The following is a 24,393-nucleotide window of genomic DNA, read 5'->3' as shown; positions in this document are numbered from 1 at the left end:
GCGGCCAGAGCGCACGCAACAAACGGTCCCGCTGGAAACGGCCGCCGCATTCAATCGCACGCTAAACGCTTTGCAGCGCACGAAAATTTCGACCGGTCAACGGGCCTCAAGCCGCCTTCGAGCAATCCGGCTTGGGCGCATCCGGCAGCTTGCCGTCGGGATGGCCGGCAAGGTCCGGGTTGAGCTCGTATTTCGGCCCGATCACCAGCGGCCGGTCCGGCAGCATGGTCTGGTCCGCCGAGGAAGTCATCGTCGTCTCGAGGCTTTGAAGCAACGTGCCGCTCGAATCCTCGATGCGGATCGTGACGGAATAGGGCTTGCCCTTGACCACGCAGGTGAGCGGCGGGCTGGTCAAGGTGATATGCGGAAGCTTCGGCCAGATTTTCTGGTTGACGATGAGCGGGTCGCCGCCGGCCGGATTCTGGAAATTCACCACCGCAATCTGTCCCTCGCCCATCGGCCGCAGCGGTCTCAGCGTGATGACATAGGTGGCGATGCCAAGCCGGTAGTTGAACTCGAACAGCTTGCCGGAAATGGCGAAGAGCTGCTCCTTGCCGGTGTCGCGGCAGGCGCCGAGCGCCGTCGCGGCGATCAGGGCCGCGCCGAGAGCGATCGAACGGAATTTTCTAAGCATTGGTGGCCTCCCTGGCCGCCGTGCGGCGGCGATAGTAGCGGTTCGCTTTCTGGCGGTTGCCGCAGACGGCCATGTCGCACCAGAGGCGGCTTGAGTTGCGGCTGCGGTCGATGAAGAGCCAGCTGCAGTTCGGACAGATCCTGAGCCTGGCAACGGTGTCGTCGCGCAGCAGCGAAAGCGCCGAGACGGCCAAAGCCGCCTCGAAAGCGATCGGCGTCGCCGGATCGCCAAAGGGCCTGCCCGGCGCGCCGATTTCGATGCTGCTGCCGGAGAGGCCTTTGGCGCAGGCGGTCAGGAAATCGGGCAGATGGCCGGCGGCGATCGCGCGTTTCGCTATGGCATCGCGGAACAGGCGGTCCGTCGCTTCGCGGATCGACAGCACGACCGCGGCGATGTCGCCCGGCTGAGGGGCCTCCAGCCGCCGGCCGCCAAGCTCGGCGGCGCGAAAGCCGCTCGCCGCCTCGGCGAAGCGGGCGATCTCGGCCGGATCAGCGAAACGGTCGAAGGTCCTTCCGGGATCGTTGCGCAGGACGACCGTGTTCGCCGTGTCGAGCGCGAGGATGCCGCCGGTGAAGCGGTGCGGGGTCCAGGAAACCGTCATGCCGGAAACCTAACCGATAAAACGTATTTGACAAGTTAGATTCCGGGTGCAACGCTCCAAACAGGGCCATTTCGCGCGGCCCTAGGGATGCTCTATGCTCTATTTCTATCAGCAGGTGCTGAACGGGCTGCATTCGGGCGCGCTCTATGCGCTGCTCGCCTTCGGCTACGTGCTGACCAACGGCATCCTGCACCGCACCAACCTTGCCTATGGCGCGCTGTTTGCCTTTTGCGGCCACACCATGATCCTGACCGCCGCCTTCGGCTATCAGGCGCTGTGGCTGACGCTGTTTGCCTCGGTCGCGCTAGGTATCGTTGCTGCCCTGCTCTATTCGGTGCTGATCAGCCAGGTGCTGTCGCGCAGCGTGTTCGAGAGGCTGGCGGACCGGTCGCCTAATGCGATCGTGGTGACGACGCTCGGCATCTTGCTATTCCTGTCGGAAGCAAGCCGCATCGCCGCCGACACGCATGATCTCTGGCTGCCGCCGATGCTCGCCCAGCCCGTCGTCTTCGCGCAGGGTGCCGGCTTCAAGGTGACGCTGACCGTTATCCAGCTCTTGGATTGCGCGGCGGTGATGGCGATGGTGGCAGTGGCCGCCTGGCTGTTTTCGCATTCGCGCTTCGGACGGGCCTGGCGGGCCGTGTCCGACGACCCGAAGGCGGCCGCGATGTGTGGCATCGATGTGACCGCGGTGTTCCGCCGCGCGGTGCTCTATGGCGGCTTCTGCGCGGCTTTTGCCGGCATGCTCGCCGGCATCTATTACGGCAACATCAGCTTCGGCACGGGCCTCGTCTACGGCCTCAAGATCCTGTTCGTGACGGCGGTCGGCGGCTACATGTCGCCGCTCAAGGCTGCTCTCGGTGCCGCGGCCTTCGGCATGGCCGAATCGCTGTGGGCCGGTTATTTCCCGCTCGAATGGCGCGACGGCTGGATATACCTCTTCCTCGTCGCCATGCTGGTGCTGATCGGCGCCGGCCGCGACCAGGCCAAGGTCGCCTGAAACCCATCAGACTTTGGTTGCATGACGCGCCGTGAGGTGACCGGTTTTTACCGTTGCTCGCCGCGTGGATCGCCGGCACGTGCTTTGCCATGTTGACCATCCGGGCCACGCACTGCATACCGTTGGGCCAAGCGGCGCGACACCGGAGGGGGACTCGGGCGCGGCGCCAGCACTTTGATTTAGGCATCGTGCTTTTCCGAAATCGATCGCGATTCTCGGGGCCGGTGCGCGAGGGAGGAAATGCATGGCAGGGCTGCTCGCTCTATCCACGACGATCGACCGCATCAACGAGTTCATCGGCCGCTGGATCTCGTGGCTGATCCTGCTTGCGATCCTGGTGAGCGCCGGCAACGCAGTCATCCGCAAGGTGTTCGACATCTCCTCCAACGCCTGGCTCGAACTGCAGTGGTATCTGTTCGGCGCCGCCTTCATGCTGGCCGCCGCCTATACGCTGAAACAGAACGACCATATCCGCATCGACATCGTCTACGGCATGTTCCCCCGCCGCGTGCAGCACTGGATCGACCTCCTCGGCCATCTCCTCTTCCTGATGCCGTTCGTGGTGCTGATGGTGATCTACTTCGTGCCTTACGTGTCGCTGTCCTTCCGCAGCGGCGAGATGTCGACCAATGCCGGCGGGCTGATCGTCTGGCCGGCCAAGGCCATCCTGCTCGTCGGCTTCTTCCTGCTGGCCATCCAGGGTGTCTCGGAGATCATCAAGAAGATCGCCATCATGCGCGGCGACATGGAGGATCCCACTCCCTATGTCTCGGCCCACGACCAGGCCAAGCTTGAGGCCGAAGCGCTTGCCGAAGAAGCCAAGGCGCTGTCCGGCGAGGTGCGCTCATGATCGAGTTCATCGCGCAGAACATGGCGCCGATCATGTTCGCCTCGCTGATCATCTTCCTTTTGATCGGCTACCCCGTCGCCTTCTCGCTCGCTGCGAACGGCCTGTTGTTCTTCTTCATCGGCGTGCTCTTGTCGCCCTATTCCGGCGGCTCGATCAACCTCGCCTGGCCTCTGCTGCATGCGCTGCCGGATAATTTCTACGGCACAAGGGTGATGTCGAACGACACGCTGCTGGCCATTCCATTCTTCACTTTCATGGGAATCGTGCTGGAGCGATCCGGCATGGCCGAGGACCTGCTCGACACGGTCGGGCAGCTGTTCGGCCCGATCCGCGGCGGGCTTGCCTATGCGGTGATCTTCGTCGGCGCACTGCTTGCCGCAACGACCGGCGTGGTGGCGGCCTCCGTCATCGCCATGGGGCTGATCTCGCTGCCGATCATGCTGCGCTACGGCTACGACCGGCGCCTCGCCTCGGGCGTGATCGCGGCTTCCGGCACACTGGCCCAGATCATCCCCCCCTCGCTGGTGCTGATCGTGCTGGCCGACCAGCTTGGACGCTCGGTGGGCGACATGTATGCGGGCGCGCTGATCCCCGGCCTCGTTCTGACCGGCATCTACATGCTCTACATCCTGATCATGTCGATCGTCCGGCCGAACTCGATGCCGGCATTGCCGCTTGAGGCCCGCACGCTCGGCCACGGCGTGATTTCGCTGATCGTGGCGCTGCTGGTGACCGGCGCGATTTCCTATGCGGCCTATCGTTACCTCGCGCCGACGCATGGCGACAATGCGGACATCCTCGGCGCCACCGTCGGCGTGATCGTCATCTACATCGTGGCGATCGCCGACCAGCGCCTCCACATCAACATGATGTCCAAGCTGGCACAGCAGGTGGTGATCGTGCTGATCCCGCCGCTGGCGCTGATCTTCCTGGTGCTGGGCACCATCTTCCTCGGCATCGCCACCCCGACCGAGGGCGGCGCCATGGGCGCCGTCGGCGCGCTGATCATGGCGGGCTTCAAGGGGCGACTGACGATGGATGTCATCAAGCAGGCGCTGGCCTCGACGACGCGGCTCTCCGCCTTCGTGCTGTTCATCCTGATCGGCGCGCGCGTCTTCTCGCTCACCTTCTACGGCGTCAACGGCCATATCTGGGTCGAGCATCTCTTGACCTCGCTGCCGGGCGGCGAGACCGGCTTCCTGATCGGCGTCAACGTGCTGGTTTTCGTGCTCGCCTTCTTCCTCGACTTCTTCGAGCTCGCCTTCATCATCGTGCCGTTGCTGGCGCCCGCCGCCGACAAGCTCGGCATCGACCTGATCTGGTTCGGCGTGCTGCTTGGCGTGAACATGCAGACCAGCTTCATGCATCCGCCGTTCGGCTTCGCGCTGTTCTACCTGCGTTCGGTCGCGGCGCGCGTGCCCTATCTCGACCGCATCACCAGCAAGCAGATCGCGCCGGTCACCACCGGCCAGATCTACTGGGGCGCGGTGCCGTTCGTCTGTATCCAGGTGATCATGATCGGGCTTACCATCGCCTTCCCGCAAATGGTAATGCGCTACAAGGGCACCGCGGTCGAGCCGAGCACGATCGACCTCAAGCTGCCGGACATGCCGGGACTTGCGCCGCTCGGCACGCCGCCGGGCGACAATGGCGCGGCGCCCGCCAGTGGCGGCTCGGCGCCCGCCGCGCCTGGCACCCCGGACTTGTCACAGCCGCCGAATTTCGGCGATACGGCCCCCGCCAACCCGGCGACGCCGGCACCCGATCTTTCCAAGCCGCCGAGTTTCAACTGAGGTGACCAAGTCATGAGAGCCGTACGGCTGGAAGCAATCGGCGGCATCGCCCTTCGTGCGGTCGACAAACCTGCGCCGGGGCCGGAGGATGTTCTGGTGCGGATCGAAGCCTGCGGCGTCTGCGGCACGGACCGCCACCTGTTCCATGGCGAATTCCCGTGCACGCCGCCGGTCACGCTTGGCCACGAATTCTGCGGCATCGTCGAGGCGGTCGGCGACGCGGTGTCCGGCATCGCCGTCGGCGATCGGGTCACGGGCGACCCCAACATCGCCTGCGGGCGCTGCAGCCAGTGCCGGGCCGGCCGCGTCAATTTGTGCAGCAATCTCAGGGCCATCGGCATCCACCGGGACGGCGGTTTCGCCGATTATGTCGTGATGCCGCAAGGCCAGGCCTTCCTCCTGCCCGGCAACCTCCAGCCCACGCATGGCGCCTTCTGCGAGCCGCTGGCCTGCTGCCTGCACGGCATCGACCTCGCCGGAATCAGGCCCGGCGACTCGGTGGTGGTGCTCGGCGGCGGCGTCATCGGCCTGCTCACCGTGCAATTGGCGAAGCTTGCCGGTGCCGCGACCATCATCCTATCGACCAGGCAGGCCTCGCGCCGCGCGCTGGCCGAAGAACTCGGCGCGACCGCTACGGTCGATCCCAGCGCCGTCGATCCCATCGAGGCCATCGCCGGAAAAGCCGGGCTTGTGCCGGGCGGCGTCGACGTGGTGCTGGAATGCGCCGGGGTTCGCGACACGGTTGAGCAGTCGATGCGAATTGCCAAGGCCGGAGGCACGGTGGTGATCGTCGGCGTGATGCCGCAGGGGCAGAAGGTGGCTTTCGAGCCTTTCGACGTGCTGTTCCGGGAGTTGAAGGTCCTCGGGTCCTTCATCAATCCCTTCACGCATCGACGCGCCGCGGACCTCATCGCGTCCGGCGCGATCGAGATCGACAAGCTGATTTCCAGGCAGGTGCCACTCGAAGAGGCGCCGCAGGTGATCTCGAACCCAGCCGCCCCCGGCGAGGTCAAGGTGCTGGTCGTGCCGGGCCGGACCTGAAGTCCTGCAACGTTGGCGATTGGCGAAACCGGCGGTGACAGCGCCCTCTCCCCGTCACCATAGGGGAGAGGGCTAATCCCCGGCTACAGCTTGCCGTTACGCTGCTGCACCATCATGAAGGTATCGTAGTTGTATTCGGCGACCTGGGCCCAGAGATAGTGCTCCTTGCGGAAGCCTTTGATGGATTCCCAGATCTTCTTGAACGGCGCGTTGTTGGCCTCCATTTCGGCATAGACTTCGTTGGCCTTTTCGAAGCAGGCAGCCATGATTTCCTGGCTGAAGGGGGCCAGCTTGGCGCCGCTGGCGACCAGCCGCTTCACCGCCGCCGGATTGAGGTAGTCGTATTTCTGCAGCATGTTGGCGTCGGCGGCTTGCGCGGCCGTGTGCACCAGCGACTTGTAGGCGGGCGACAATTCCTCGTATTTGGCCTTGTTGAACATCAGATGCACGGTCGGGCCGCCTTCCCACCAGCCGGGATAGTAGTAGTAGGGCGCGACCTTGTAGAAGCCGAGCTTCTCGTCGTCATAAGGGCCGACCCATTCGGCGGCGTCGATCGTGCCCTTTTCCAGCGCCGGGTAGATGTCGCCGCCGGCGATCTGCTGCGGCACGACGCCGAGCTTCTGCACCACTTTGCCGGCAAAGCCGCCGATGCGCATCTTGAGGCCGGAAAGATCGGCGACCGTGTTGATCTGCTTGCGGAACCAGCCGCCCATCTGCACGCCGGTGTTGCCGCCCGGCAGGCCGAATAGGCCTTGCGTTGCAAGGAATTCGTTGAAGAGGTCAATGCCGCCGCCATGATAGTGCCAAGCGTTCATGCCGCGCGCGTTAAGCGAGAACGGCACTGCGGCACCCAGCGCCCAGGTTGGGTCCTTGCCCCAATAGTAATATGCCACCGTGTGGCATGCCTCGACGGTGCCTGCGGCGGTGGCGTCGGCCGCCTGCAGGCCGGGAACGAGCTCGCCCGAGGCGAAGACCTGAACCTGGAAATTGCCGTCGGTCGCTTCCGACAGCATTTTTGAGAACACTTCCGCACCGCCATAGATCGTGTCGAGCGATTTCGGGAAGGACGATGCCAGCCGCCAGGTCACTTTCGGATTGGACTGGGCTATCGCCGGCGTGGCAAGCGCGGCGGCCGCTGCCGCGACACCAACACCGGATGCACCGGCCTTACGGATGAACGAACGACGATCCATGCATTTTCCTCCCGTTTAGAACCAACAGACCGATATTCGGACATCCGCGGTGCCCTGATCGGCTGCGCGAAACAATACACGGGCAAGATGTCGAGTCCAGCACCGCGGGCAACGTGCAACTATAGTCTAACGCCGACCGTCCTGGCCCATTCGGAGAACCGAAACTTGCCATGGCAAAGTGCCGACTGATCGCCTATTTTGTAGGCAGAATAATTCGTTAGCCCTCGATGGAACCCGTATCCAAAATGCAGCAGCCGCTCGTTGCCGTCTCAACCGATGTCCGCCAGTTCGACAACTACACATGGCATGCCGCGCCCCAGCAATATATCGAGGCGGCGATCGCCGGCGCCGGCGTGTTCCCGCTCCTGGTGCCGTCCTTCGGCGACCGGCTCGATTTCGACGAGCTGCTGTCCTCGGTCGACGGCGTCATGGTGACGGGTTCGAAATCCAATGTGCATCCCTCGCTCTATGACGGCGATCCCAGCGAGGCCAACGGCCCCTACGACCCGGCGCGCGACTCCACCACGCTGCCGCTGATCCGCAAGGCGATCGAGCGCGGCGTGCCGCTGCTCGCCATCTGCCGCGGCATCCAGGAGCTCAACGTGGCGCTGGGCGGGACGCTCGGCACCGAGATCCAGGAGCGCGAAGGCTCGCTCGATCACCGCGCGCCGGTGAGCGACAATCAGGACGAGCGCTTCGGCATCCACCAGACGATTTCGATCAAGCCTGGAACCTGCCTCGCCGGCGTGTTCGGCGCCGGCGACATCAAGGTCAACTCGCTGCATCGCCAAGCGATCGACCGGCTCGGATCGAAACTGCAGGTCGAGGCTTTGGCGACCGACGGCACGATCGAGGCCGTCTCGGTCAAGGAGGCCCGCGCCTTCGCCGTCGGCGTCCAGTGGCACCCCGAATATTGGGTGAAGTCGGACAGCAACTCGGCAAAGATCTTCCGCGCCTTCGGCGATGCCGTGCGCCTGCATGCGGCGGCGAAGGCCGGTGCACGCGCGGCGGCGGAATAGCCGAACTCAGTCGCTGGTCGTCGCGTTCAGCGCCAAAAGCGGGGCGGCCGGCGCATAGGATTCGTAGCCGTCGCCATCAGCAACACCGAAGGTGACGATCGGATCGATGCCGTTCTCGCTGAACGCGACCGAGCCGTCGGCCTGCTCGCGCCAGAATTTCACACGCTCGATGCCAGGCATCAGCTTGCTGCAGTTCGGAGCAATTGTCAGCAGCGACAGGCCGTCCGAGACCTCGGCGCCGCGCTTGATTGCGCAGGCCGCTTCGTCGCCATTGGCTGTCAGCCAATAGCTGTTGGAGAGGCCGGCTTGCTCGACCGCGCTTTGGCCGTTGCCGTCGTGCAGGGACTGAACGCCCCCGTATAAGGCGACTGACGCAATCAACCCGGCTAACAGCTTCACTCCGCCTCTCCACATCCTGGCTTGCCGTGCCATGCCGGTCTCCAAACCACGCGCCGATTTGGACAACATGCATAACGAAGTATGCAGAATGATGGTTAAGCAGGCGTTAATAAATGTGGCCGGCCTTCCGCTCAGGCGCGTGGCTTGACGTTGATCGTCTCCGGCACCGGGGTCAGCGGCCGGTGCTCGCCGAACCAGGAGATGAGATTGTCGACGCACAGATCCGCCATGGCCCGGCGGGTGTGGTCGGACGCAGATCCGACATGCGGCAGAAGGGAGGTGTTGGGCGCATCGAGCAGCGCTTTGGGCACATTCGGTTCGTCGGCAAAGACATCGAGCCCGGCAGCAGCGATGGTGCCATTGGAGAGTGCTGCAGCCAGAGCCGCCTCATCAACCGTGCTGCCGCGGCCGATATTGACGAAGACGCCGTCGGGACCGAGCGCCGCCAGGACCGCCGCGTTGATGGCTTTCTCCGTCGCGGCCCCGCCCGGCGCGATACAAATCAGCGTGTCGACCGCTTCGGCCAGACCCTTAAGCGTCGCATGGTACTCGTAGGACAGGCCATCGACCTGGCGGCGGTTGTGATAGGCGATCGGCAGGCCGAAAGCCTCGAGGCGACGGGCGACGGCGAGGCCGATGCGGCCCATGCCGAAGATGCCGACGCGGCGGCCGCGCAAGGTGAGCCGGCTCAGGCGATAGTCACCCTTCTTCACCCAGTCGCCGTCGCGCAGCCATTTCTCCGCAGCGTACATTTCGCGCACCGTGTTGATCAACAGCCCGATGGTGGTGTCGGCAACCTCCTCGGTCAGCACGTCGGGCGTGTTGGTGACCATGACGCCGCGGGCGGCCGCGTGACGAGCGTCGACAGAGTCGTAGCCGACGCCGAAATTGGCGATGATCTCGAGATTGGGCAGCGCGTCGATCATGGCCGCGCTGATGCCGCCGAAGGAGGCGATGCCGCGCACGCTCTCGCGCATCTCGCCGGTGACGAGCGACGGATCGGCGCGCTCGATCCGCACGCGCTTGAACGCCTTGTCGATCCGGCCGATGGCATGGTCGTTGAAACGGCCCGGCACCAGGATGGCGACCGGCGACTTCGCTTCTGTCTGTGTCATTGACGCTCCACCGGCTTGCCGGTGGACTGGCGTACGTGCAGCTCCGGCTTGATCAATTCCTGCGACGGCCGCACGGCCTGCCCGTTCAGCTTGTCGAGCAGCGCGCTGGCGGCGCGGCGGCCGACCTCGCGCTGGCCATTCCAGACCGTGGTCAAGGCCGGCGTTGCTATCGCAGCCTCCTCCAGGTCGTCGTAACCAGTGACGGAGATATCGACGCCCGGCACCAGACCGGCGCGCGCGATGCCGTTCATCAGTCCGATCGCAACCAGATCATTCCAGCAGCAGGCGGCGGTCGGCTTGTCCTTCAGCGCCAAGAACTGTCCTGCAGCCTCGAAACCGGCCTGCTTGGTGCGCGGTCCAGGAATGCGCCAGGACGGCTTCACCTCCAGCCCGGCCGCTTCCATGGCGTTGACGTAGCCCTGGTAGCGGTCGCGGCCGGTCGAGGTCTGGTCCGTGCCGCCGATCATGGCGATGCGTTTGTGGCCGAGCGAGATGAGATGGTTGGTCGCGAGTGCCGTGCCATAGGCATCGTCGCCGCGGAAGACCGGCACGTCGGCGCCGGTGACGGTGCGCGCGATCAGCACCGCCGGGAGGCCGTTTTCCTCGGCCATGATGATGTCCTCGGCCGGCGTGCCTATGGCCGGCGACATGATGACGCCGTCGGCGCCGAGCTGCAGCAGCGTGTCGATGAAGGTGCGCTGCTTTTCCAGCTGGTCATAATGGTTGGACAGGATGAAGGTCTGGCGGCTGCGGTCGAGCTCGCTTTCTATCGAGCGCAGAATCTCGGCGAAGAACGGGTTCATGATGTCGTGCACGACGACGCCGACAATGCCGGAGCGCGAGGTGCGGAGCGACGCGGCCCGTCGGTTGTAGATATAGCCGATGGCGCGCGCGTGCTCCTTGATGCGCTCGCGCGTCGAGCCGGCGACCAGCGGGCTGTCGCGCAGCGCCAGCGACACCGTTGCCGTGGATACGCCAAGCGCATCCGCGATCGTCGAAAGCTTGATCTTCTGTGCCAGCCTTGGTCCCCGAGGCCTTTAAACTGTTTAAATGGGGCTTATGCCATCGATTGAGAGCAAATCAAAGTTTTTTTGCCAAGCTCTCGGCTTCCGTGTCCAAGGAAGCGGAATTGCGCAGGCGAAGCCTATGCTCGCGGTGGATGATGTACAGGCCGCTGACGACGATGATGGCCGCCCCGAGCAGGGTCCAGCGGTCGGGAAACTGGTGGAAGATCAGCCAGCCGGAGATGATCATCCAAACCATCTGCGAATAGGGGTAAGGCGCGAGCGCCGTCGTCGTCGCCAGGCGATAGGCCTGGACCAGGAGCCAATGGCCGCCGGCGCCGAAGACGCCGAGCATCAAAAGGATCACCCAGTGCCAGCCGTCCTGCGGCAGGGACAATGACAAGGGCAGCATGGGCAGGAGCAGCACCGCCGGCGCCAGCGCCGAGAACAGGATCAGGCTCTCGGATGTCTCCGTCGACGACATGCGCCGGGTCATGATGACGTAAAAAGAATTCGACAGCATCGAGCCCAGCGCGAAGAGATGGCCCATGCCGAACACGCCGACGCCGGGCCGGGTGATGATGAGGACGCCGACGAAGCCGGTGAGGATCGCCAGCCAGCGCCGCCAGCCCGCCCACTCGCCGAGCAGCGGGCCGGCCAATGCGGTGATCACCATCGGGCCGAAGAAATAGATCGAGGTGGTCTCGGCGAGCTGCAGCGTCCTGAGCGCCAGGATGTTGAACATGGTCGAGCCGAAAAGCAGACATCCGCGCAGAATGTGCGCCGGCAGGTTATTGGCGCGGAAGCGCGACGGCTCGCGCCAGCCGCGAAGGAAAACCCCGACAAGCAGGACATGCACGATGAAGCGGGCCCAGGCGACGATCAGCGCCGAGACGCCGGCGAGCACCAGATATTTGCTTGAGGTGTCGAGAAAGGTGAAGCAGACATAGACGCAGAGCATCAACAGCATCGCCGCGGGCGGCGTCGCGCTGTCGTCGTGATTTTTGGGAACGCTCAAAATCGGGCCGGAGGAGAGGTAGACGCCACCCTTTTGCGGCAATCGCCGCCGGCCGGCAAGCCAAAAGCGACTGGCCCAACAAGACGTGTCGACAGGCTTAGAGCGCAGTGCCTTGGCGATCAGCAGAACGTTCCTGGTTCGTCATCCCGGGCGGAGCAAGGAGCGACGCGACGCGCGCAGACCCCAGGCTGACGAAGCAGGGAGGTCGCGGCCAATCTCGAACGTGCGCGACGTCGTCCGGACGAATGGTCAATCAGCCACCAAGAGCATCCTCCCCGAGGGTCAAGCATGCATGCGGGCGCCCTTGGTAATCTTGTCGACCAGCTTCTTTTCGGCGCGCAGCGCGATGCCGACGATCTTGGCGTCGTCCGGCGCGAATTCGGCGAAGACGGCGCGGTTGGCCAGGTCATGGCCGGTGGAGAACATCCCCTCGACATAGGCCGATGTCGTCACGCCGCGCTCCAGGGCCCGGCGGTGGATCGCGGCAAGCGTCGGCTCGTCCGCCGACAGCACGATCACGGGCTGGACCGAGAGCGGATTGAAGAGATTGCCGGCGCGGTCGCGATAGGGCTCGCCGATGATTTGAGGAGATTGCGCGACGATGCCGCTGGTCAGGAAAGCGGTAACGTTGAGCTTCTGCCAGACGGCGAGATCTTCCTTGAGGACGATTGCAAATTTCGTATCGAACACCAAAATGTTTCTCCCGGATGTGGATGAGGGACCATGGCGCACGATCTAGGCAATGAGGCGCTGGGAGGTCTTGAACGTTCGTGCGCTGAGGACGACCGGATCGTTTCGGCGCCCGGCGCCACGGGCCTCGAGCGCATCGAGGCGCGTTTCCACGGCAATGCCTTCGAATTGCACCGCCACGACACCTACGCCATCGGCGTGACACTCGACGGCGTGCAGCGCTTCCACTATCGCGGCGCGCTTCGGCACAGTCTGCCGGGCCAGGCAATCGTGCTGCATCCCGACGAACTGCATGACGGCGGCGCCGGCACCGAGCACGGCCTACGATACAGGATTCTCTATCTCGAGCCGTCGCTGCTGCTCGACTGCCTTCACGGTTCGCCGCTCCCTTTCGTTAAGGATGCTGTGGTGAGCGACCCTCAGTTGCGCGGCACGCTGCTGTCGGCGCTAACACCGCTCACCGAGGAGCTCGACGACCTGTTCTTGGCGGATTTCATCGCGCAGCTGGCGCAGCAATTGAAACGCCATGCCGGACAGCCGGCAAAATCAGCGGGAAAGATCGCGTGGCGGGCTGCCGCGCTGGCCCGCGACTATCTCGAAGAAAACGCTGAACGGCCGGTGCGTTCCGACGAGCTGGAGGCCGTTACCGGTCTCGACCGTTATGCGCTGTCGCGCCATTTCCGCGCGACCTATTCGACAAGCCCGCATCGCTTCCTGTTGATGCGTCGGCTGCAGCGGGCGCGGCGCATGATCGAAGCGGGAGAGCCGCTTGCCGAAGCCGCTGTTGCGGCCGGCTTCAGCGACCAGAGCCATTTCAACCGGCATTTCAAGAAGGCGTTCGGGCTGACGCCGGGACGCTGGGCGACGCTGGTGCGCGACGCTTAGCGTCGTCGCCCTTTCCGCCAAGCCGATGCTTGGTGGTGCCTGAGGCGACGATGCTGTGCATCGCGCTTGGGTCGCTCGAGACGACGCTTACGCGTCGCTCGTGGTCACCAACGCCCAGCGGCTAAGCGACGATGCTGCGCATCGCGCTCGCGCGTCGCTCGAGACGACGCTGCGCGCCGCTCGTGGGTCACCAACGCCCAGCGGCTAAGCGACGATGCTGCGCATCGCGCTCACGCGTCCTCGAGACGACGCTGCGCGTCGCTCGTTAATCATCCAGCTCGGCGTCGTCGTCGATGAGGATCAGGTCCTCGCTCGACAGGTTGGCCTCGATGCGGGCGAGCAGCTTGAACAGCGCCTTCTGGTCTTTCTTGTCGAGACCCCTCAGCGCCTGCTTCTCGGTCTTCTTGACCGATTTCTCGATGGCGCGGATGGTTTCGCGGCCGGAGCCGGTAAGGAAGATATGGGCCTGGCGGGCATCGGCGTTGGAGGCGCGCTTTTCGAGAAAACCCTGCGCCTGCAGCCTGTTGATGGTTTTTGTGATCGTCGGCGGACGTACGCCGAGCTTGTCGGCGAGATTGCCGGGTGTCTGGCCGTCTTCGCGGTCGAGCGCCAGCATGATCTGGTCCTGGCCGGCGTAGAAGCCATGTGCCAGAAGCCGCGCAGCAAGCGCCGTGCGCGCCAGCCGCGCTGCCGAATGCAGCCGGCTCATAGTCGCCGTTCTGTCCGCCTTGGCCATGGTCATTCCCTCTTCGGCCGAACCGGCGCGGGCAGCATAGAGGCTGTCCGGCGGCTGGCAAATGACGATTTAACGAGTCCGGCCTGCAAACACTTTGCCGGCAAGCATTGCGGTGCCCGCGCAGGTGATGCCAGATGTTTATTTCAGTTAGATGACAAACGACTTTTGGCCCGCCGGCATTCACAGCGGAACATCCCGGAGGCTCTGATGCCGTGCGGCTGCCCTGTTACTTTAACCCACTGCGGCTGCCCCGGTCGGGACCGGCTGGCCCATCGGTTTGGCACGTGCAAAAGCGCGGCTCGCATCCTATATGAGGCCGACAAATCCTTCGAGGCACAGATTTTTCGAGGCAGGCCATGAGCGATGCACAGACGCAGATCCCCGTAACCGTTCTCACCGGCTATCTCGGCGCGGGCAAGACGACGCTGCTCAACCGCATCCTGTCGGAGAACCACGGCAAGCGTTACGCGGTCATCGTCAACGAGTTCGGCGAGATCGGCATCGACAACGATCTGATCGTCGAATCCGACGAGGAAATCTATGAGATGAACAATGGCTGCGTGTGCTGCACGGTGCGCGGCGACCTGATCCGCGTCGTCGAGGGCCTGATGCGGCGGCCCGGCCGTTTCGATGCCATCGTGGTCGAGACCACTGGCCTGGCCGACCCGGTGCCGGTGGCGCAGACCTTCTTCATGGACGACGATGTGCGCTCCAAAACCAAGCTCGACGCGGTGGTGGCGCTGGTTGACGCCAAGCACCTGCCGCTGCGCCTGAAGGACTCGAAGGAGGCCGAGGACCAGATCGCCTTCGCCGATGTGGTGGTGCTGAACAAGACCGATCTCGTCACTCCCGAAGAGCTCGAAAAGGTCGAGGCGACGATCCGCGCCATCAACCCGGCGGCCAGGATCCATCGCACCCAGCGCGCCGGTGTGGCGCTCGGCGAAGTGCTCGACCGCGGCGCCTTCGACCTGTCACGCGCGCTGGAGAACGATCCGCATTTCCTCGAGGCGCACGATCACGACCATGAATGCGGCCCGGATTGCGATCACGACCACCACCATCACCACGACGGGCACGATCACCATCATCACGACCATCCTTCCGACATCCACGATGTCACGGTGAAGTCGGTCTCGCTGCGCGGCGGCGAGATGGATCCGAAGAAGTTCTTCCCATGGATCGAGAAGGTGACCCAGATGGAAGGGCCGAACATCCTCAGGCTTAAGGGCATCATCGCGCTGAAGGGCGACGAGGACCGCTATGTGCTGCAAGGCGTGCACATGATCCTCGAAGGCGACCACCAGCGCGCCTGGAAGGACGGCGAGAAGCATGAAAGCCGGCTGGTCTTCATCGGCCGCGATCTCGACGCCGAGCGCCTCAGGAAGAGTTTTGAAGCTTGCCAGGCGGCTTGATTAGGCCGCCCTGACCTTCTCCCCTTGTGGGAGAAGGGGAGAGCCGCAACGCTGGCGCCATTCCTCGTTTGCGACCCGAAGCGGGTTGAGACCCGTAGCTCAACCCCTTAAGGGATGGGCGGAAATCGAATGGATCATCCCCATGCCGACAGTCGCCCCGCTTGATCTCGAAGGCCATTGCGTCGCCGCCGTCTTCCTCGGCGACGTGCCGCATTTCGCTTTGGCCGACGGCGCGATCCATCGGCTCGACAATGGGCACAAGACCGTACAGGCGAATGACGGGCTGCTCGCCGCCTTCCACGATGCGGCGAACGACCGCCTGATCACCGGCGGCGAGGACGGCAAGGTGTTTGCGGTCAAGGCCGGCGGCGAGGCGAGCGAACTTGCCAGCGCCGGCAGAAAATGGATCACCAGCGTTGCGGCGGGCCCTCAGGGTGCGGTCGCCTATGCCTCGGGCAAGACGGCGTTCGTCCGTTTCGCCGACGGCAAGATCAAGGAATTCGCCCATCCGCGCTCGGTGGAAGGGCTCGCCTTCTCGCCCAAGGGCATGCGCTTCGGCGTTGCCCGCTACAACGGCGCGACGCTGCATTTTCCTGCGGCGGAGGGCAAGCCGGTCGAGCTCGAATGGGCCGGCGCCCATACCGGGATCAGCTTTTCGCCGGACGGCGCTTTCCTGATTACCACCATGCAGGAAAACGCGCTGCATGGCTGGAAGCTGGCCGACGGCAAGCACATGCGCATGAGCGGCTATCCGGGCAAGGTCAAAAGCCTGTCCTGGAGCGTGAAGGGCAAATGGCTGGCGAGCTCCGGCGCGCCGGCGGCGATCGTGTGGCCTTTCGCCAGCAAGGACGGGCCGATGGGCAAGGCGCCGCTGGAGCTCGGCACGCGCGGCAACACCATGGTGACGTGCGTTGCCTGCCATCCCAGCCAGGAGGTCACCGCGATCGGCTATGAGGACGGCATGGTGATCGCGGCCCGCTTCGCCGACGCCAAGGAAGTGCTGCTGCGTCGTCCCGGCAAGGGCGCCATCACCTCGATGATGTGGGACAAGGGAGAGCGCCGCATCGTCTTCGGCAGCGCGGCCGGCGATTGCGGCGTGATCGACATCACGGCGTAAGGGATTAGGGGAATAGGGCGGCAATGGAATAGGGAAAGGAAAGCCTTCCTCGGCTGTCTTCCCAATGCCCTACTCCCTTAATCTCTTCATCCCTTAATCCCTACTGCCTGAGCCAACGCCCGCCCCCTGCGCGGCCAATTGCGGTTTTGCCGACCGGTTGGCAGAGTGCCGCGCGAGAAAGAGGGGCTTCATGCATTCAATCGACCGGACTTCCATCGGCGGCATCGCCGCCGCCCGCATAGCCGAGCTGCGCGAGGCCGAGGCGGCCGCCTTCCGCAAGGCGCGGCCGAAGTCCGAGGCCAAGGTTGGCAACGGCATGGCCGGCTTCCTCGGCGGCGTGCCGATGCATTGGATGACCGACTGGCCGACGCCATTTGCGATCCTGGTCGACAGCGCCAAGGGTGCCACGATTACCGATGTCGACGGCAACAAGCTCGACGATTTCTGCCTGGGCGACACCGGCTCGATGCTCGGCCATTCGCCGCCGGCGGTCGCCCGCGCCATCCGCCGGCAGGCAGCACGCGGCTTGACCTATATGCTGCCCAGCGAGGATGCGCTGGCGATCGGTCCGCTCTTGCAGCAGCGCTTCGGCCTGCCCTGTTGGCAGATCGCCACCACCGCCACCGATGCCAACCGCTTCGCCTTGCGGGTCGCCCGCGCGGTGACGGGGCGTGAAAAGATCCTGGTGTTCAACGGCTGCTATCACGGCTCGGTCGACGAGACGATGGTGCGAATGATCGACGGCAAGCCGGTCAACCGGCCTGGGCTGGCAGGCGAGTTCCGCGATCTCACACGGGCAACCAAGGTTATCGAATTCAACGATATTGCAGCATTGGAAGCGGCACTTGGCGACCGCGATATCGCCTGCGTGATCACCGAACCGGTGCTGACCAATTCCTGCATGGTGCTGCCGGAACCCGGCTTCCAGGACGCGCTGCGGCGCCTCACCCGCGCCGCCGGCACGCTGCTTTTGATCGACGAGACGCACACCATTTCAACCGGGCCCGGCGGTTACACGCGAACGCACGGGCTGGAGCCGGACCTGTTCGTGCTCGGCAAGCCGGTGGCCGGAGGCGTGCCGGCCAGCATCTGGGGCATGAGCGAGGAGGTCGCGACGCGCTACGGCACCTACAATCGCAGCAAGGAGCCCGGCTATTCCGGCATGGGCACCACGCTGTCGGCCAACCCGCTGCAATTCGCGGCGATGCGGGCGACGCTGGAAGAGGTAATGACGGAGGAGGCCTATGCGCATATGGACCGGCTGGCGCGCCGCCTCGACGCGGGGCTCTCCGCCGTCATCGAGCGACACAAGCTGCCTTGGCATGTCGCGCGCGTCGGCGCCCGCGTCGAGTTCATCTGCGCGCCCGGGCCGCTCAAGAACGGCGGCGAGGCGGAGAAGGCACATGCGCCGGAACTCGAAGCCGCCGTCCATGTCGCGCTGGTCAATCGCGGCGTGCTGATCGCGCCGTTCCACAATATGATGCTGATCTCGCCGGCGACGACCGCGGCGCAGGTAAGCCGCCTGATCGCGGCTTTCGCCGCGGTTGCCGCCAGGCTTACGGCATGAGACAAGCGGCTATGGACAATCCGAGCACAGTTGTGACCTCCCCTTCGGGCTCGACGCCGGCCGAGGCGAAAGCGTTTCTCGCCGCCCATCCCGACATCGAGGCCTTCGACATCGTGCTCACCGACGCCAACGGCATCGGCCGCGGCAAGATCGTGCGCCGGCACGAGCTGATGAGCATTTTCGAGGGCGGAAGGCATATGCCGATCTCGATCCTCGGCCTCGACATCACTGGTGAGGATGTCCACGAGACCGGGCTGATCTGGGACACCGGCGACGGCGACCTCAGGGCATGGCCGGTTCCAGGCACGCTGGTGCCGCTGCACGGCACCAAGCCGCCGCGCGGGCAGGTGCTGATGGCGATGTATCATCTCGACGGCCAGCCGATGACCTCCGATCCGCGGCTGGTGCTGGCAAGGCAAGTCGAGATCCTGGCGGCGCGCGGGCTGCATCCGGCCGGCGCCTTCGAGCTGGAATTTTTTCTGCTCGCCAATGAGCGCGACGCCGACGGCAAGGTGCAGGCGGCGCGCGCGTTGCTCGACGGCCGCCGCTCTGGCAAAACGGAAGTCTATTCAGTCGACCACCTGCACGGCATGGAGCCGCTGTTTTCCGACATCTACGCCGCCGCCAGGGCGCAAGGCATTCCGGCCGAGACGGTGATTTCCGAATATGCGCCCGGACAGTACGAGCTGACGCTCAACTACCGCAAGGACGTGATGCGGGCGGCCGACGACCTGGTCATGCTGAAGCGGCTGGTGAGGGCGCAGGCGCGCCGGCACGGCGTCACCGCCTGCTTCATGGCCAAGCCGATCGAGGCCTATGCCGGTTCGGGCATGCATTTCCACGTCTCGCTGCAGGACGATGCCGGCCGCAACGTCTTCACCGAAGCTGCCGGCGAGAAATGGTCGCCAAGCCTGCTCAACGCGCTTGGCGGCCTGATCCACACCATGGCGGAATCCATGCTGGTGTTTGCGCCGCATGCCAATTCATGGCGGCGTTTCGTGGCGCAATCCTATGCGCCGGTGGCGCCGACCTGGGGCGTCAACAACCGCTCCGTGGCGTTGCGCGTGCCGGCGGGCGATGCGATGAACCGGCGTATCGAGCACCGGCCGTCCGGCGTCGACGCCAACCCTTATCTTGTGGCGGCGACGGTGCTGGCGGGCATCGTCAAGGGCCTCGACGAGGCCCTTGACCCCGGACCGGAAACGACCGGCAACGGTTACGAGCAGACAACGGAAGCCTCCACCATGCCGACCGATTGGCGCGCCGCGATCGAGGCGGCACGTGGCTCCGAATTCCTGAAATCGGCGCTCGGTCCCGACCTGCACCGGACCTTCGTGGCGATCAAGCAGGCGGAATATCTGCGCGTCGCACGCACCGTCAGCGAACTCGACTACCACCTCTACCTCCACGAGGTCTGAGGACTTGGCCTCGCAGACGGAGTGATCACGTTTCGCCGCGACACTCAAAAGTTATAGCCAGGCGACTTTCTGGAACATATCATGAACGCATGGCTGTGCTTTCCGTCCGCGAGAAACTGGCGATCCTGTCCGACGCCGCTAAATACGACGCCTCCTGCGCATCGTCCGGTTCGGCGAAACGCGATTCGCTGAAATCGGGCGGCATCGGTTCGACCGAGGGCTCGGGCATCTGCCATTCCTACGCGCCGGACGGGCGCTGCATTTCGCTGCTGAAGATCCTGCTCACCAATTTCTGCATTTACGACTGCAGCTATTGCATCAACCGCTCCTCCTCCAATGTGCGGCGAGCCCGCTTCAGCGTCGACGAGGTGGTGCGGCTCACCATGGATTTTTATCGCCGCAACTACATCGAGGGTCTGTTCCTGTCTTCCGGCGTCATCCGCTCGCCGGACAAGACGATGGGCGAGATGGTCGAGGTGGCGCGACGGCTCAGGATCGAGGAGAAATTCGGCGGCTATATTCACCTCAAGACCATTCCCGAAGCGTCAGCCGAACTGATCGAAAAAGCAGGCCGTTATGCCGATCGCCTGTCGATCAATGTCGAGCTGCCGACCGACGAAGGGGTGAAGAAGCTGGCCCCGGAAAAGAAGCCGGAAACGATCCGGCTTTCCATGGCCAAGCTGCGCTGCAAGATCGAAGAGAAGGCCGAACCAACGTTGCAGAGCCGCAAACGCGAGCGCTTTGCGCCGGGCGGCCAGTCGACGCAGATGATTGTCGGCGCCGACAAAACGTCCGACGACGGCATCCTGCGCGCCAGCGCCCGGCTTTATGGCAGCTATCATCTGCGCCGCGTCTATTATTCCGCCTTCAGTCCGATCCCGGATTCGTCTGCGGCGCTGCCGTTGCAGAAGCCGCCCTTGATGCGCGAGCACCGGCTTTACCAGGCGGACTGGCTGATGCGCTTCTACGGCTTCTCGCAGCCTGAAATCCTGGCCGGCAGCAATGACGGCATGCTCGACCTTGCCATCGATCCCAAACTTGCCTGGGCGCTGCGCAACCGCGGCCGGTTCCCGGTCGACGTCAATCGCGCCGATCGGGAGGCGCTGCTGCGTGTGCCGGGGTTGGGCACCAAGGTGGTCGACAGGATTCTGCAGACGCGCCGCCATCGCCGGCTGCGTCTCGAAGATGTCGGACGGCTCTGCCATTCGGTCGCCAAGGTACGCCCCTTCATCACTGCGGAAGGCTGGTCACCAGGCGCGCTCACCGACAAGTCGGGCTTGCGCCAGATCATCACCCGATCTTGCGAGCAGCTTTCGCTGTTTTGACCATGGCACGGACCCAGCTCAGCCTCGCATCTCATCTCGCCCGTCTCGAGAGCGAGACCGATTTCGCCGGTTGGCGCGATGCGGCGCGCCGGCTGGCCACGAATGATATTCCGCCGGAAGAGGTGGCTTGGCAGGTTGGCCACGACGATGATGATCGCGGCAACGATTTGCCGGCTTGCCGACAGGATGCGCGCCTTGTCGTCCCGCGCGAGTTCATCGAACGTGCAGAGACGGTCATCTGTCATTCGGACCCCGAGCGTTTCAACTTCCTCTATCGGTTGCTCTGGCGGTTGCGCGTCGAACCGAAGCTGCTGTCGATCGCTTCCGACCCGGATACCCGTAAGCTCGAGTCCATGGACAAGGCGGTTCGGCGCGACATCCACAAAATGCGCGCCTTCGTGCGCTTCCGGAAGATCGGCGACGGCGCGGAGGAACGTTATGTCGCCTGGTTCGAGCCCGACCATTTCATCGCCGAGCGCAATGCCGATTTCTTTGTGCGCCGCTTCGCCGGCATGCGCTGGACCATTCTCACGCCGCACGCCTCGGCCGACTGGGACGGCGAGCGGCTGGCGATCGGCCCAGGCGCCAGCAAGCGCGACGCGCCGGCGGAAGACGACGCCGAGACGCTGTGGCGGACCTATTTCGAGAATATCTTCAACCCGGCCCGCCTCAAGGTGAAGGCGATGCAGAAGGAGATGCCGAAGAAATATTGGCGGAACCTTCCCGAGGCCTCGCTCATTCCAGACCTGATAGCAGGAGCGGACAGAGCCGCGACAGCCATGATCGCCCGGATGCCAACCTCCCCAGCGCCGCGCCACGCCAAAGTGAAGGCAAAACACTGGCCTTCGCCGGAGCCGGCGGATGTGGTGGAGCCCGAAAGTACGGATATTCCGGCATTGCGCGAAGAGGCGAGCGGTTGCCGGCGTTGCCCGCTCTGGCGCGATGCCACGCAAACCGTGTTCGGCGAGGGACCGGAGAATGCCGACGTGGTGTTTGTCGGAGAGCAGCCCGGCGACCAAGAGGACCTTGCCGGCAAGCCGTTCGTCGGGCCCGCGGGCAAGGTGTTCGACAGCATTTTGGACCAGGCCGGGATCGACCGCCGCAAGGTCTATGTGACCAATGCGGTGAAGCATTTCAAGTTCGAGCCGCGCGGCAAGAGGCGGATCCATTCAAAGCCCAATGCCGGCGAAATTCGTGCCTGCCGCTGGTGGCTCGACAAGGAACTCGACATCATCAAGCCAAATCTTGCGGTGGCGCTCGGCGCGACAGCAGCGCAGTCGCTGCTCGGCAAGGCGGTGCCGATCACCAGGATGCGCGGCGACGTCATCCAGCGCGAGGACGGCTTGCGCGTCTTTGTCACCATCCATCCGTCCTTCATCCTGCGCATCCGCGAGCATGAGGACAAGGAGGCCGAGAGGGAGCGGTTTCTCACCGATATGAGGAAGGTGAAGCAGCTGATGGCTGCTTGACCGATCTGCGCGCCTGAACGGGACCTTGCGCGGACGGATGCTGTTGTACGAGCCGTGCGACTTGGGAGAATTGGGCGAGATGCCCGTCGCCTCGTCATCCACGGGCGAAGCAAGGAGCGGAGCGACGCGCGCAGACCTGAGGATCATTCCGTTACCTGCAGGCGTCGCAACGATGCACAATTCTGCTCCGCTGCATTCCATGCCCGAGGTCACGGAATGGATTCCAGGGTCTCCGCGACGGAGCTTCGCTCCTGCTTCGCCCTGGAATGACGACTTCGGCGTTTATTGCGCTACCGGACGAGTATCGCCCTTAGATCATTGACGTTGGTCCCGGTCGGACCAGGCACGAACAGATCGCCGACCGCGTCGAAGGCGGTCCAGGCATTGTTGCCGGCAAGCATAGCCTTAGCATCGACGCCTGCGGCACGCATGCGCGCCACGGTCGTGCCGTCGGCGAAGGCGCCGGCATTGTCCTCGGAGCCGTCGATGCCGTCGGTGTCAGCGGCTAAAGCATGGATGCCGCTGACCCCATCGATACCGATGGCGAAGGCAAGCAGGAATTCGGAATTGCGGCCGCCCTTGCCCTTCGCCCGCAGCGTTACCGTCGTCTCGCCGCCGGAGAGGATCAGCATCGGCTTCTCGAAAGGCCGGTTACGGGTCGCCACCTCGCGGGCAATTGCGGCATGCACGCCGCCGACCTCGCGCGCCTCGCCCTCGATCGAATCCGACAGGATGACGGCCTCGATGCCTTGCCGCTTCGCTGCGGCGGCCGCGGCTTCCAGCGAGACGCCGGCCGAGGCGATGAGATGCACTTGATTGCCGGCAAAGCGCGGATCGTCGGAGCGTGGCGCATCGGCTGCGGGAGACTGAATATGCGCCATGACCGCATCCGGCAGGCACATGCCGTAGGCGGCGATGGACGCCAGCGCATCCGCGCGGCTGCCGGTGTCGGGGACGGTCGGCCCCGAGGCCACCAGCGCCGGGTTGTCGCCGGGAATGTCGGAGATGACCAGCGATACGACCCGGGCCGGATGAGCGGCGCCGGCCAGCCGGCCGCCCTTTATGGTCGAGACGTGCTTGCGGATGGTGTTCATCGCCGCGATCGGCGCGCCGGAAGCGAGCAGCGCCTCGTTGACGGCGATCTCGTCGGCAAGAGTCAGGCCGGGAGCGGGCGACGGCAGCAGCGCCGAGCCGCCGCCCGAAATCAGCGCCACGACCAGATCGTCCGCGGTCAGTCCCCGCACCTTCTCCAGCAGCCGACGCGAGGCTTCGAGGCCGGCGGCGTCCGGCACCGGGTGCGCCGCCTCGATGATCTCGATGCGCTCGCATCTGGCGCCATAGCCGTAGCGGGTCACGACCAGCCCATCGATCGGACCATCCCAGACCTTCTCGAAGGCCGCCGCCATCTGCGCCGAGCCCTTGCCGGCGCCGATAACGATGGTGCGGCCCTTCGGTTTTGCCGGCAAATGATTGCGGATCGTCTTTTCCGGATCGGCGGCGGCGACGGCGGCGTTGAAGATCGACGTAAGGAAAGTTTTTGGATCGGTCATTGCTCTTCCGGCGGCAACTTGAGCTTGCTCGCATCGACTCCGAGATGGGCGCAGAGCGCATCCACAACGACACCGTGGTCTTCTCGTTCGGGCAGACCGGAGACGGCGATGACGCCGATCACGCCTGCGCCCTTCACCGCGACGGGAAAGCCGCCGCCGGCCAGCACATAGTCGGCAATGTCGAGCGCTTCGCCGACCTTGAAGGTGCGGTCGGGTCGCTGCTGCTCCAGCACCATGCGATAGGTGCTTCTGAGATAGCGCTTGACGACATTGATCTTGCGCCGTGCCCAGTCGGGGTTGGAGGCGTTGGAGCCCGGCATAGCGGCGTAGAATAGCGGACGGTCGAAGGTCCTGATATCGACGATGATCGGCAAGTTTTCGTTGAGCGCCCGCTCCCTGATCGCCGCGCCTATCTGGAAGGCCACGGCCTCGTCGAAGGCCGGAAAGACCAGCGTGGCTTCCTGTTTCTTGATCAGAGCGATGTCGTCGGCGGCAGCCATGGCGTTTCCCCTGTCAATGTCGACGCACGCTTTGGCCGATGGCTGACGCGAGGTCAA

General features: G+C 64.5%; 23 protein-coding genes. 12 read left to right on the top strand and 11 right to left on the bottom strand.

Going from position 1 to position 24,393, the window contains the following annotated elements; all coding sequences use genetic code 11:
* Window positions 1–106 precede the first annotated feature (106 nt).
* On the bottom strand, window positions 107–634 hold the full coding sequence (locus tag CK222_RS01610; RefSeq protein ID WP_095799171.1) for a hypothetical protein: 528 nt from the start codon (window positions 632–634) through the stop codon (window positions 107–109).
* Window positions 627–1,235, bottom strand: a complete 609-nt coding sequence (locus CK222_RS01605; RefSeq protein ID WP_095799170.1) for a CGNR zinc finger domain-containing protein — start codon at window positions 1,233–1,235, stop codon at window positions 627–629. The genes CK222_RS01610 and CK222_RS01605 overlap by 8 nt, the downstream gene beginning before the upstream one ends.
* 94 nt (window positions 1,236–1,329) lie before the next feature.
* Between CK222_RS01605 and CK222_RS01600 the strand changes: the two genes are divergently transcribed.
* From CK222_RS01600 to CK222_RS01585, 4 genes are all read left to right on the top strand, one after another.
* A complete protein-coding gene (locus tag CK222_RS01600; RefSeq protein ID WP_095776991.1) occupies window positions 1,330–2,235 on the top strand; it encodes a branched-chain amino acid ABC transporter permease in 906 nt (301 codons plus the stop codon).
* A 244-nt stretch (window positions 2,236–2,479) separates the two neighbouring features.
* Window positions 2,480–3,085, top strand: a complete 606-nt coding sequence (locus tag CK222_RS01595; protein WP_095799169.1) for a TRAP transporter small permease subunit — start codon at window positions 2,480–2,482, stop codon at window positions 3,083–3,085.
* Entirely contained in the window at window positions 3,082–4,878 is a 1,797-nt protein-coding gene (locus CK222_RS01590; RefSeq protein WP_176477548.1) for a TRAP transporter large permease subunit, read from the top strand. Before CK222_RS01595 ends, CK222_RS01590 begins: the two co-directional genes overlap by 4 nt.
* Window positions 4,879–4,890: 12 nt before the next feature.
* A complete protein-coding gene (locus CK222_RS01585) occupies window positions 4,891–5,919 on the top strand; it encodes a zinc-dependent alcohol dehydrogenase family protein (protein WP_067324152.1) in 1,029 nt (342 codons plus the stop codon).
* A gap of 83 nt (window positions 5,920–6,002) precedes the next feature.
* On the opposite strand, the gene CK222_RS01580 is transcribed toward CK222_RS01585, so the two are convergent.
* Window positions 6,003–7,112 carry a TRAP transporter substrate-binding protein gene (locus CK222_RS01580; protein ID WP_067003340.1) on the bottom strand — a complete coding sequence of 370 codons (1,110 nt, stop codon included), beginning with the start codon at window positions 7,110–7,112 and terminating at the stop codon, window positions 6,003–6,005.
* Between the two features lie 245 nt (window positions 7,113–7,357).
* Here CK222_RS01580 and CK222_RS01575 point away from each other — a divergent pair, with 245 nt between their 5' ends.
* Entirely contained in the window at window positions 7,358–8,131 is a 774-nt protein-coding gene (locus CK222_RS01575; RefSeq protein ID WP_095799168.1) for a gamma-glutamyl-gamma-aminobutyrate hydrolase family protein, read from the top strand.
* 6 nt (window positions 8,132–8,137) lie between these two features.
* On the opposite strand, the gene CK222_RS01570 is transcribed toward CK222_RS01575, so the two are convergent.
* From CK222_RS01570 to CK222_RS01550, 5 genes are all read right to left on the bottom strand, one after another.
* Complete coding sequence (locus tag CK222_RS01570) at window positions 8,138–8,530, bottom strand: hypothetical protein (RefSeq protein WP_176477547.1); 393 nt, start codon at window positions 8,528–8,530, stop codon at window positions 8,138–8,140.
* A 131-nt stretch (window positions 8,531–8,661) separates the two neighbouring features.
* On the bottom strand, window positions 8,662–9,645 hold the full coding sequence (locus CK222_RS01565; protein WP_095799167.1) for a 2-hydroxyacid dehydrogenase: 984 nt from the start codon (window positions 9,643–9,645) through the stop codon (window positions 8,662–8,664).
* Window positions 9,642–10,664, bottom strand: a complete 1,023-nt coding sequence (locus tag CK222_RS01560) for a LacI family DNA-binding transcriptional regulator (RefSeq protein WP_067324144.1) — start codon at window positions 10,662–10,664, stop codon at window positions 9,642–9,644. Before CK222_RS01560 ends, CK222_RS01565 begins: the two co-directional genes overlap by 4 nt.
* A 61-nt stretch (window positions 10,665–10,725) precedes the next feature.
* A complete protein-coding gene (locus CK222_RS01555) occupies window positions 10,726–11,610 on the bottom strand; it encodes a DMT family transporter (RefSeq protein WP_164747264.1) in 885 nt (294 codons plus the stop codon).
* 339 nt (window positions 11,611–11,949) lie between these two features.
* The gene (locus tag CK222_RS01550; protein WP_095799166.1) at window positions 11,950–12,357 is read right to left on the bottom strand and encodes a DUF2000 family protein; all 408 of its coding nucleotides are present in this window, start codon (window positions 12,355–12,357) and stop codon (window positions 11,950–11,952) included.
* 33 nt (window positions 12,358–12,390) lie between these two features.
* On the opposite strand from CK222_RS01550, the gene CK222_RS01545 reads away from it, so the two are divergent.
* Window positions 12,391–13,242, top strand: coding sequence for an AraC family transcriptional regulator (locus CK222_RS01545; protein ID WP_095799165.1), 852 nt, complete (start codon window positions 12,391–12,393; stop codon window positions 13,240–13,242).
* A 265-nt stretch (window positions 13,243–13,507) separates the two neighbouring features.
* Here CK222_RS01545 and CK222_RS01540 read toward each other — a convergent pair whose 3' ends face one another.
* Window positions 13,508–13,978: a MarR family transcriptional regulator gene (locus tag CK222_RS01540; RefSeq protein WP_095799458.1), complete on the bottom strand. Its 471-nt coding sequence runs from the start codon at window positions 13,976–13,978 to the stop codon at window positions 13,508–13,510.
* A 356-nt stretch (window positions 13,979–14,334) separates the two neighbouring features.
* Between CK222_RS01540 and CK222_RS01535 the strand changes: the two genes are divergently transcribed.
* From CK222_RS01535 to CK222_RS01510, 6 genes are all read left to right on the top strand, one after another.
* Window positions 14,335–15,390, top strand: coding sequence for a GTP-binding protein (locus CK222_RS01535; protein ID WP_095799164.1), 1,056 nt, complete (start codon window positions 14,335–14,337; stop codon window positions 15,388–15,390).
* A gap of 142 nt (window positions 15,391–15,532) precedes the next feature.
* Entirely contained in the window at window positions 15,533–16,507 is a 975-nt protein-coding gene (locus CK222_RS01530; RefSeq protein WP_095799163.1) for a WD40 repeat domain-containing protein, read from the top strand.
* Window positions 16,508–16,697: 190 nt separating this feature from the next.
* Window positions 16,698–18,074: an aspartate aminotransferase family protein gene (locus CK222_RS01525; RefSeq protein WP_095799162.1), complete on the top strand. Its 1,377-nt coding sequence runs from the start codon at window positions 16,698–16,700 to the stop codon at window positions 18,072–18,074.
* Between the two features lie 11 nt (window positions 18,075–18,085).
* A complete protein-coding gene (locus CK222_RS01520; RefSeq protein ID WP_095799161.1) occupies window positions 18,086–19,492 on the top strand; it encodes a glutamine synthetase family protein in 1,407 nt (468 codons plus the stop codon).
* An 89-nt stretch (window positions 19,493–19,581) separates the two neighbouring features.
* Window positions 19,582–20,817 carry a putative DNA modification/repair radical SAM protein gene (locus tag CK222_RS01515; RefSeq protein ID WP_095799160.1) on the top strand — a complete coding sequence of 412 codons (1,236 nt, stop codon included), beginning with the start codon at window positions 19,582–19,584 and terminating at the stop codon, window positions 20,815–20,817.
* 2 nt (window positions 20,818–20,819) lie between these two features.
* Window positions 20,820–22,286: a UdgX family uracil-DNA binding protein gene (locus CK222_RS01510; protein WP_095799159.1), complete on the top strand. Its 1,467-nt coding sequence runs from the start codon at window positions 20,820–20,822 to the stop codon at window positions 22,284–22,286.
* Between the two features lie 290 nt (window positions 22,287–22,576).
* Here the strand turns inward: CK222_RS01510 and CK222_RS01505 are convergent, their stop codons facing one another.
* On the bottom strand, window positions 22,577–23,836 hold the full coding sequence (locus CK222_RS01505; RefSeq protein ID WP_095799158.1) for a glycerate kinase: 1,260 nt from the start codon (window positions 23,834–23,836) through the stop codon (window positions 22,577–22,579).
* Window positions 23,833–24,336 (bottom strand): heme-degrading domain-containing protein, encoded by a 504-nt coding sequence (locus CK222_RS01500; RefSeq protein ID WP_067324128.1) that lies wholly within the window; start codon window positions 24,334–24,336, stop codon window positions 23,833–23,835. Before CK222_RS01500 ends, CK222_RS01505 begins: the two co-directional genes overlap by 4 nt.
* Between the last annotated feature and the right edge of the window lie 57 nt (window positions 24,337–24,393).

The organism is Mesorhizobium sp. WSM3866 (assembly GCF_002294795.1).
In the GTDB taxonomy this organism is placed as follows: Bacteria; Pseudomonadota; Alphaproteobacteria; order Rhizobiales; family Rhizobiaceae; genus Mesorhizobium.
This window is presented reverse-complemented; position numbering and strand designations above follow the sequence as displayed.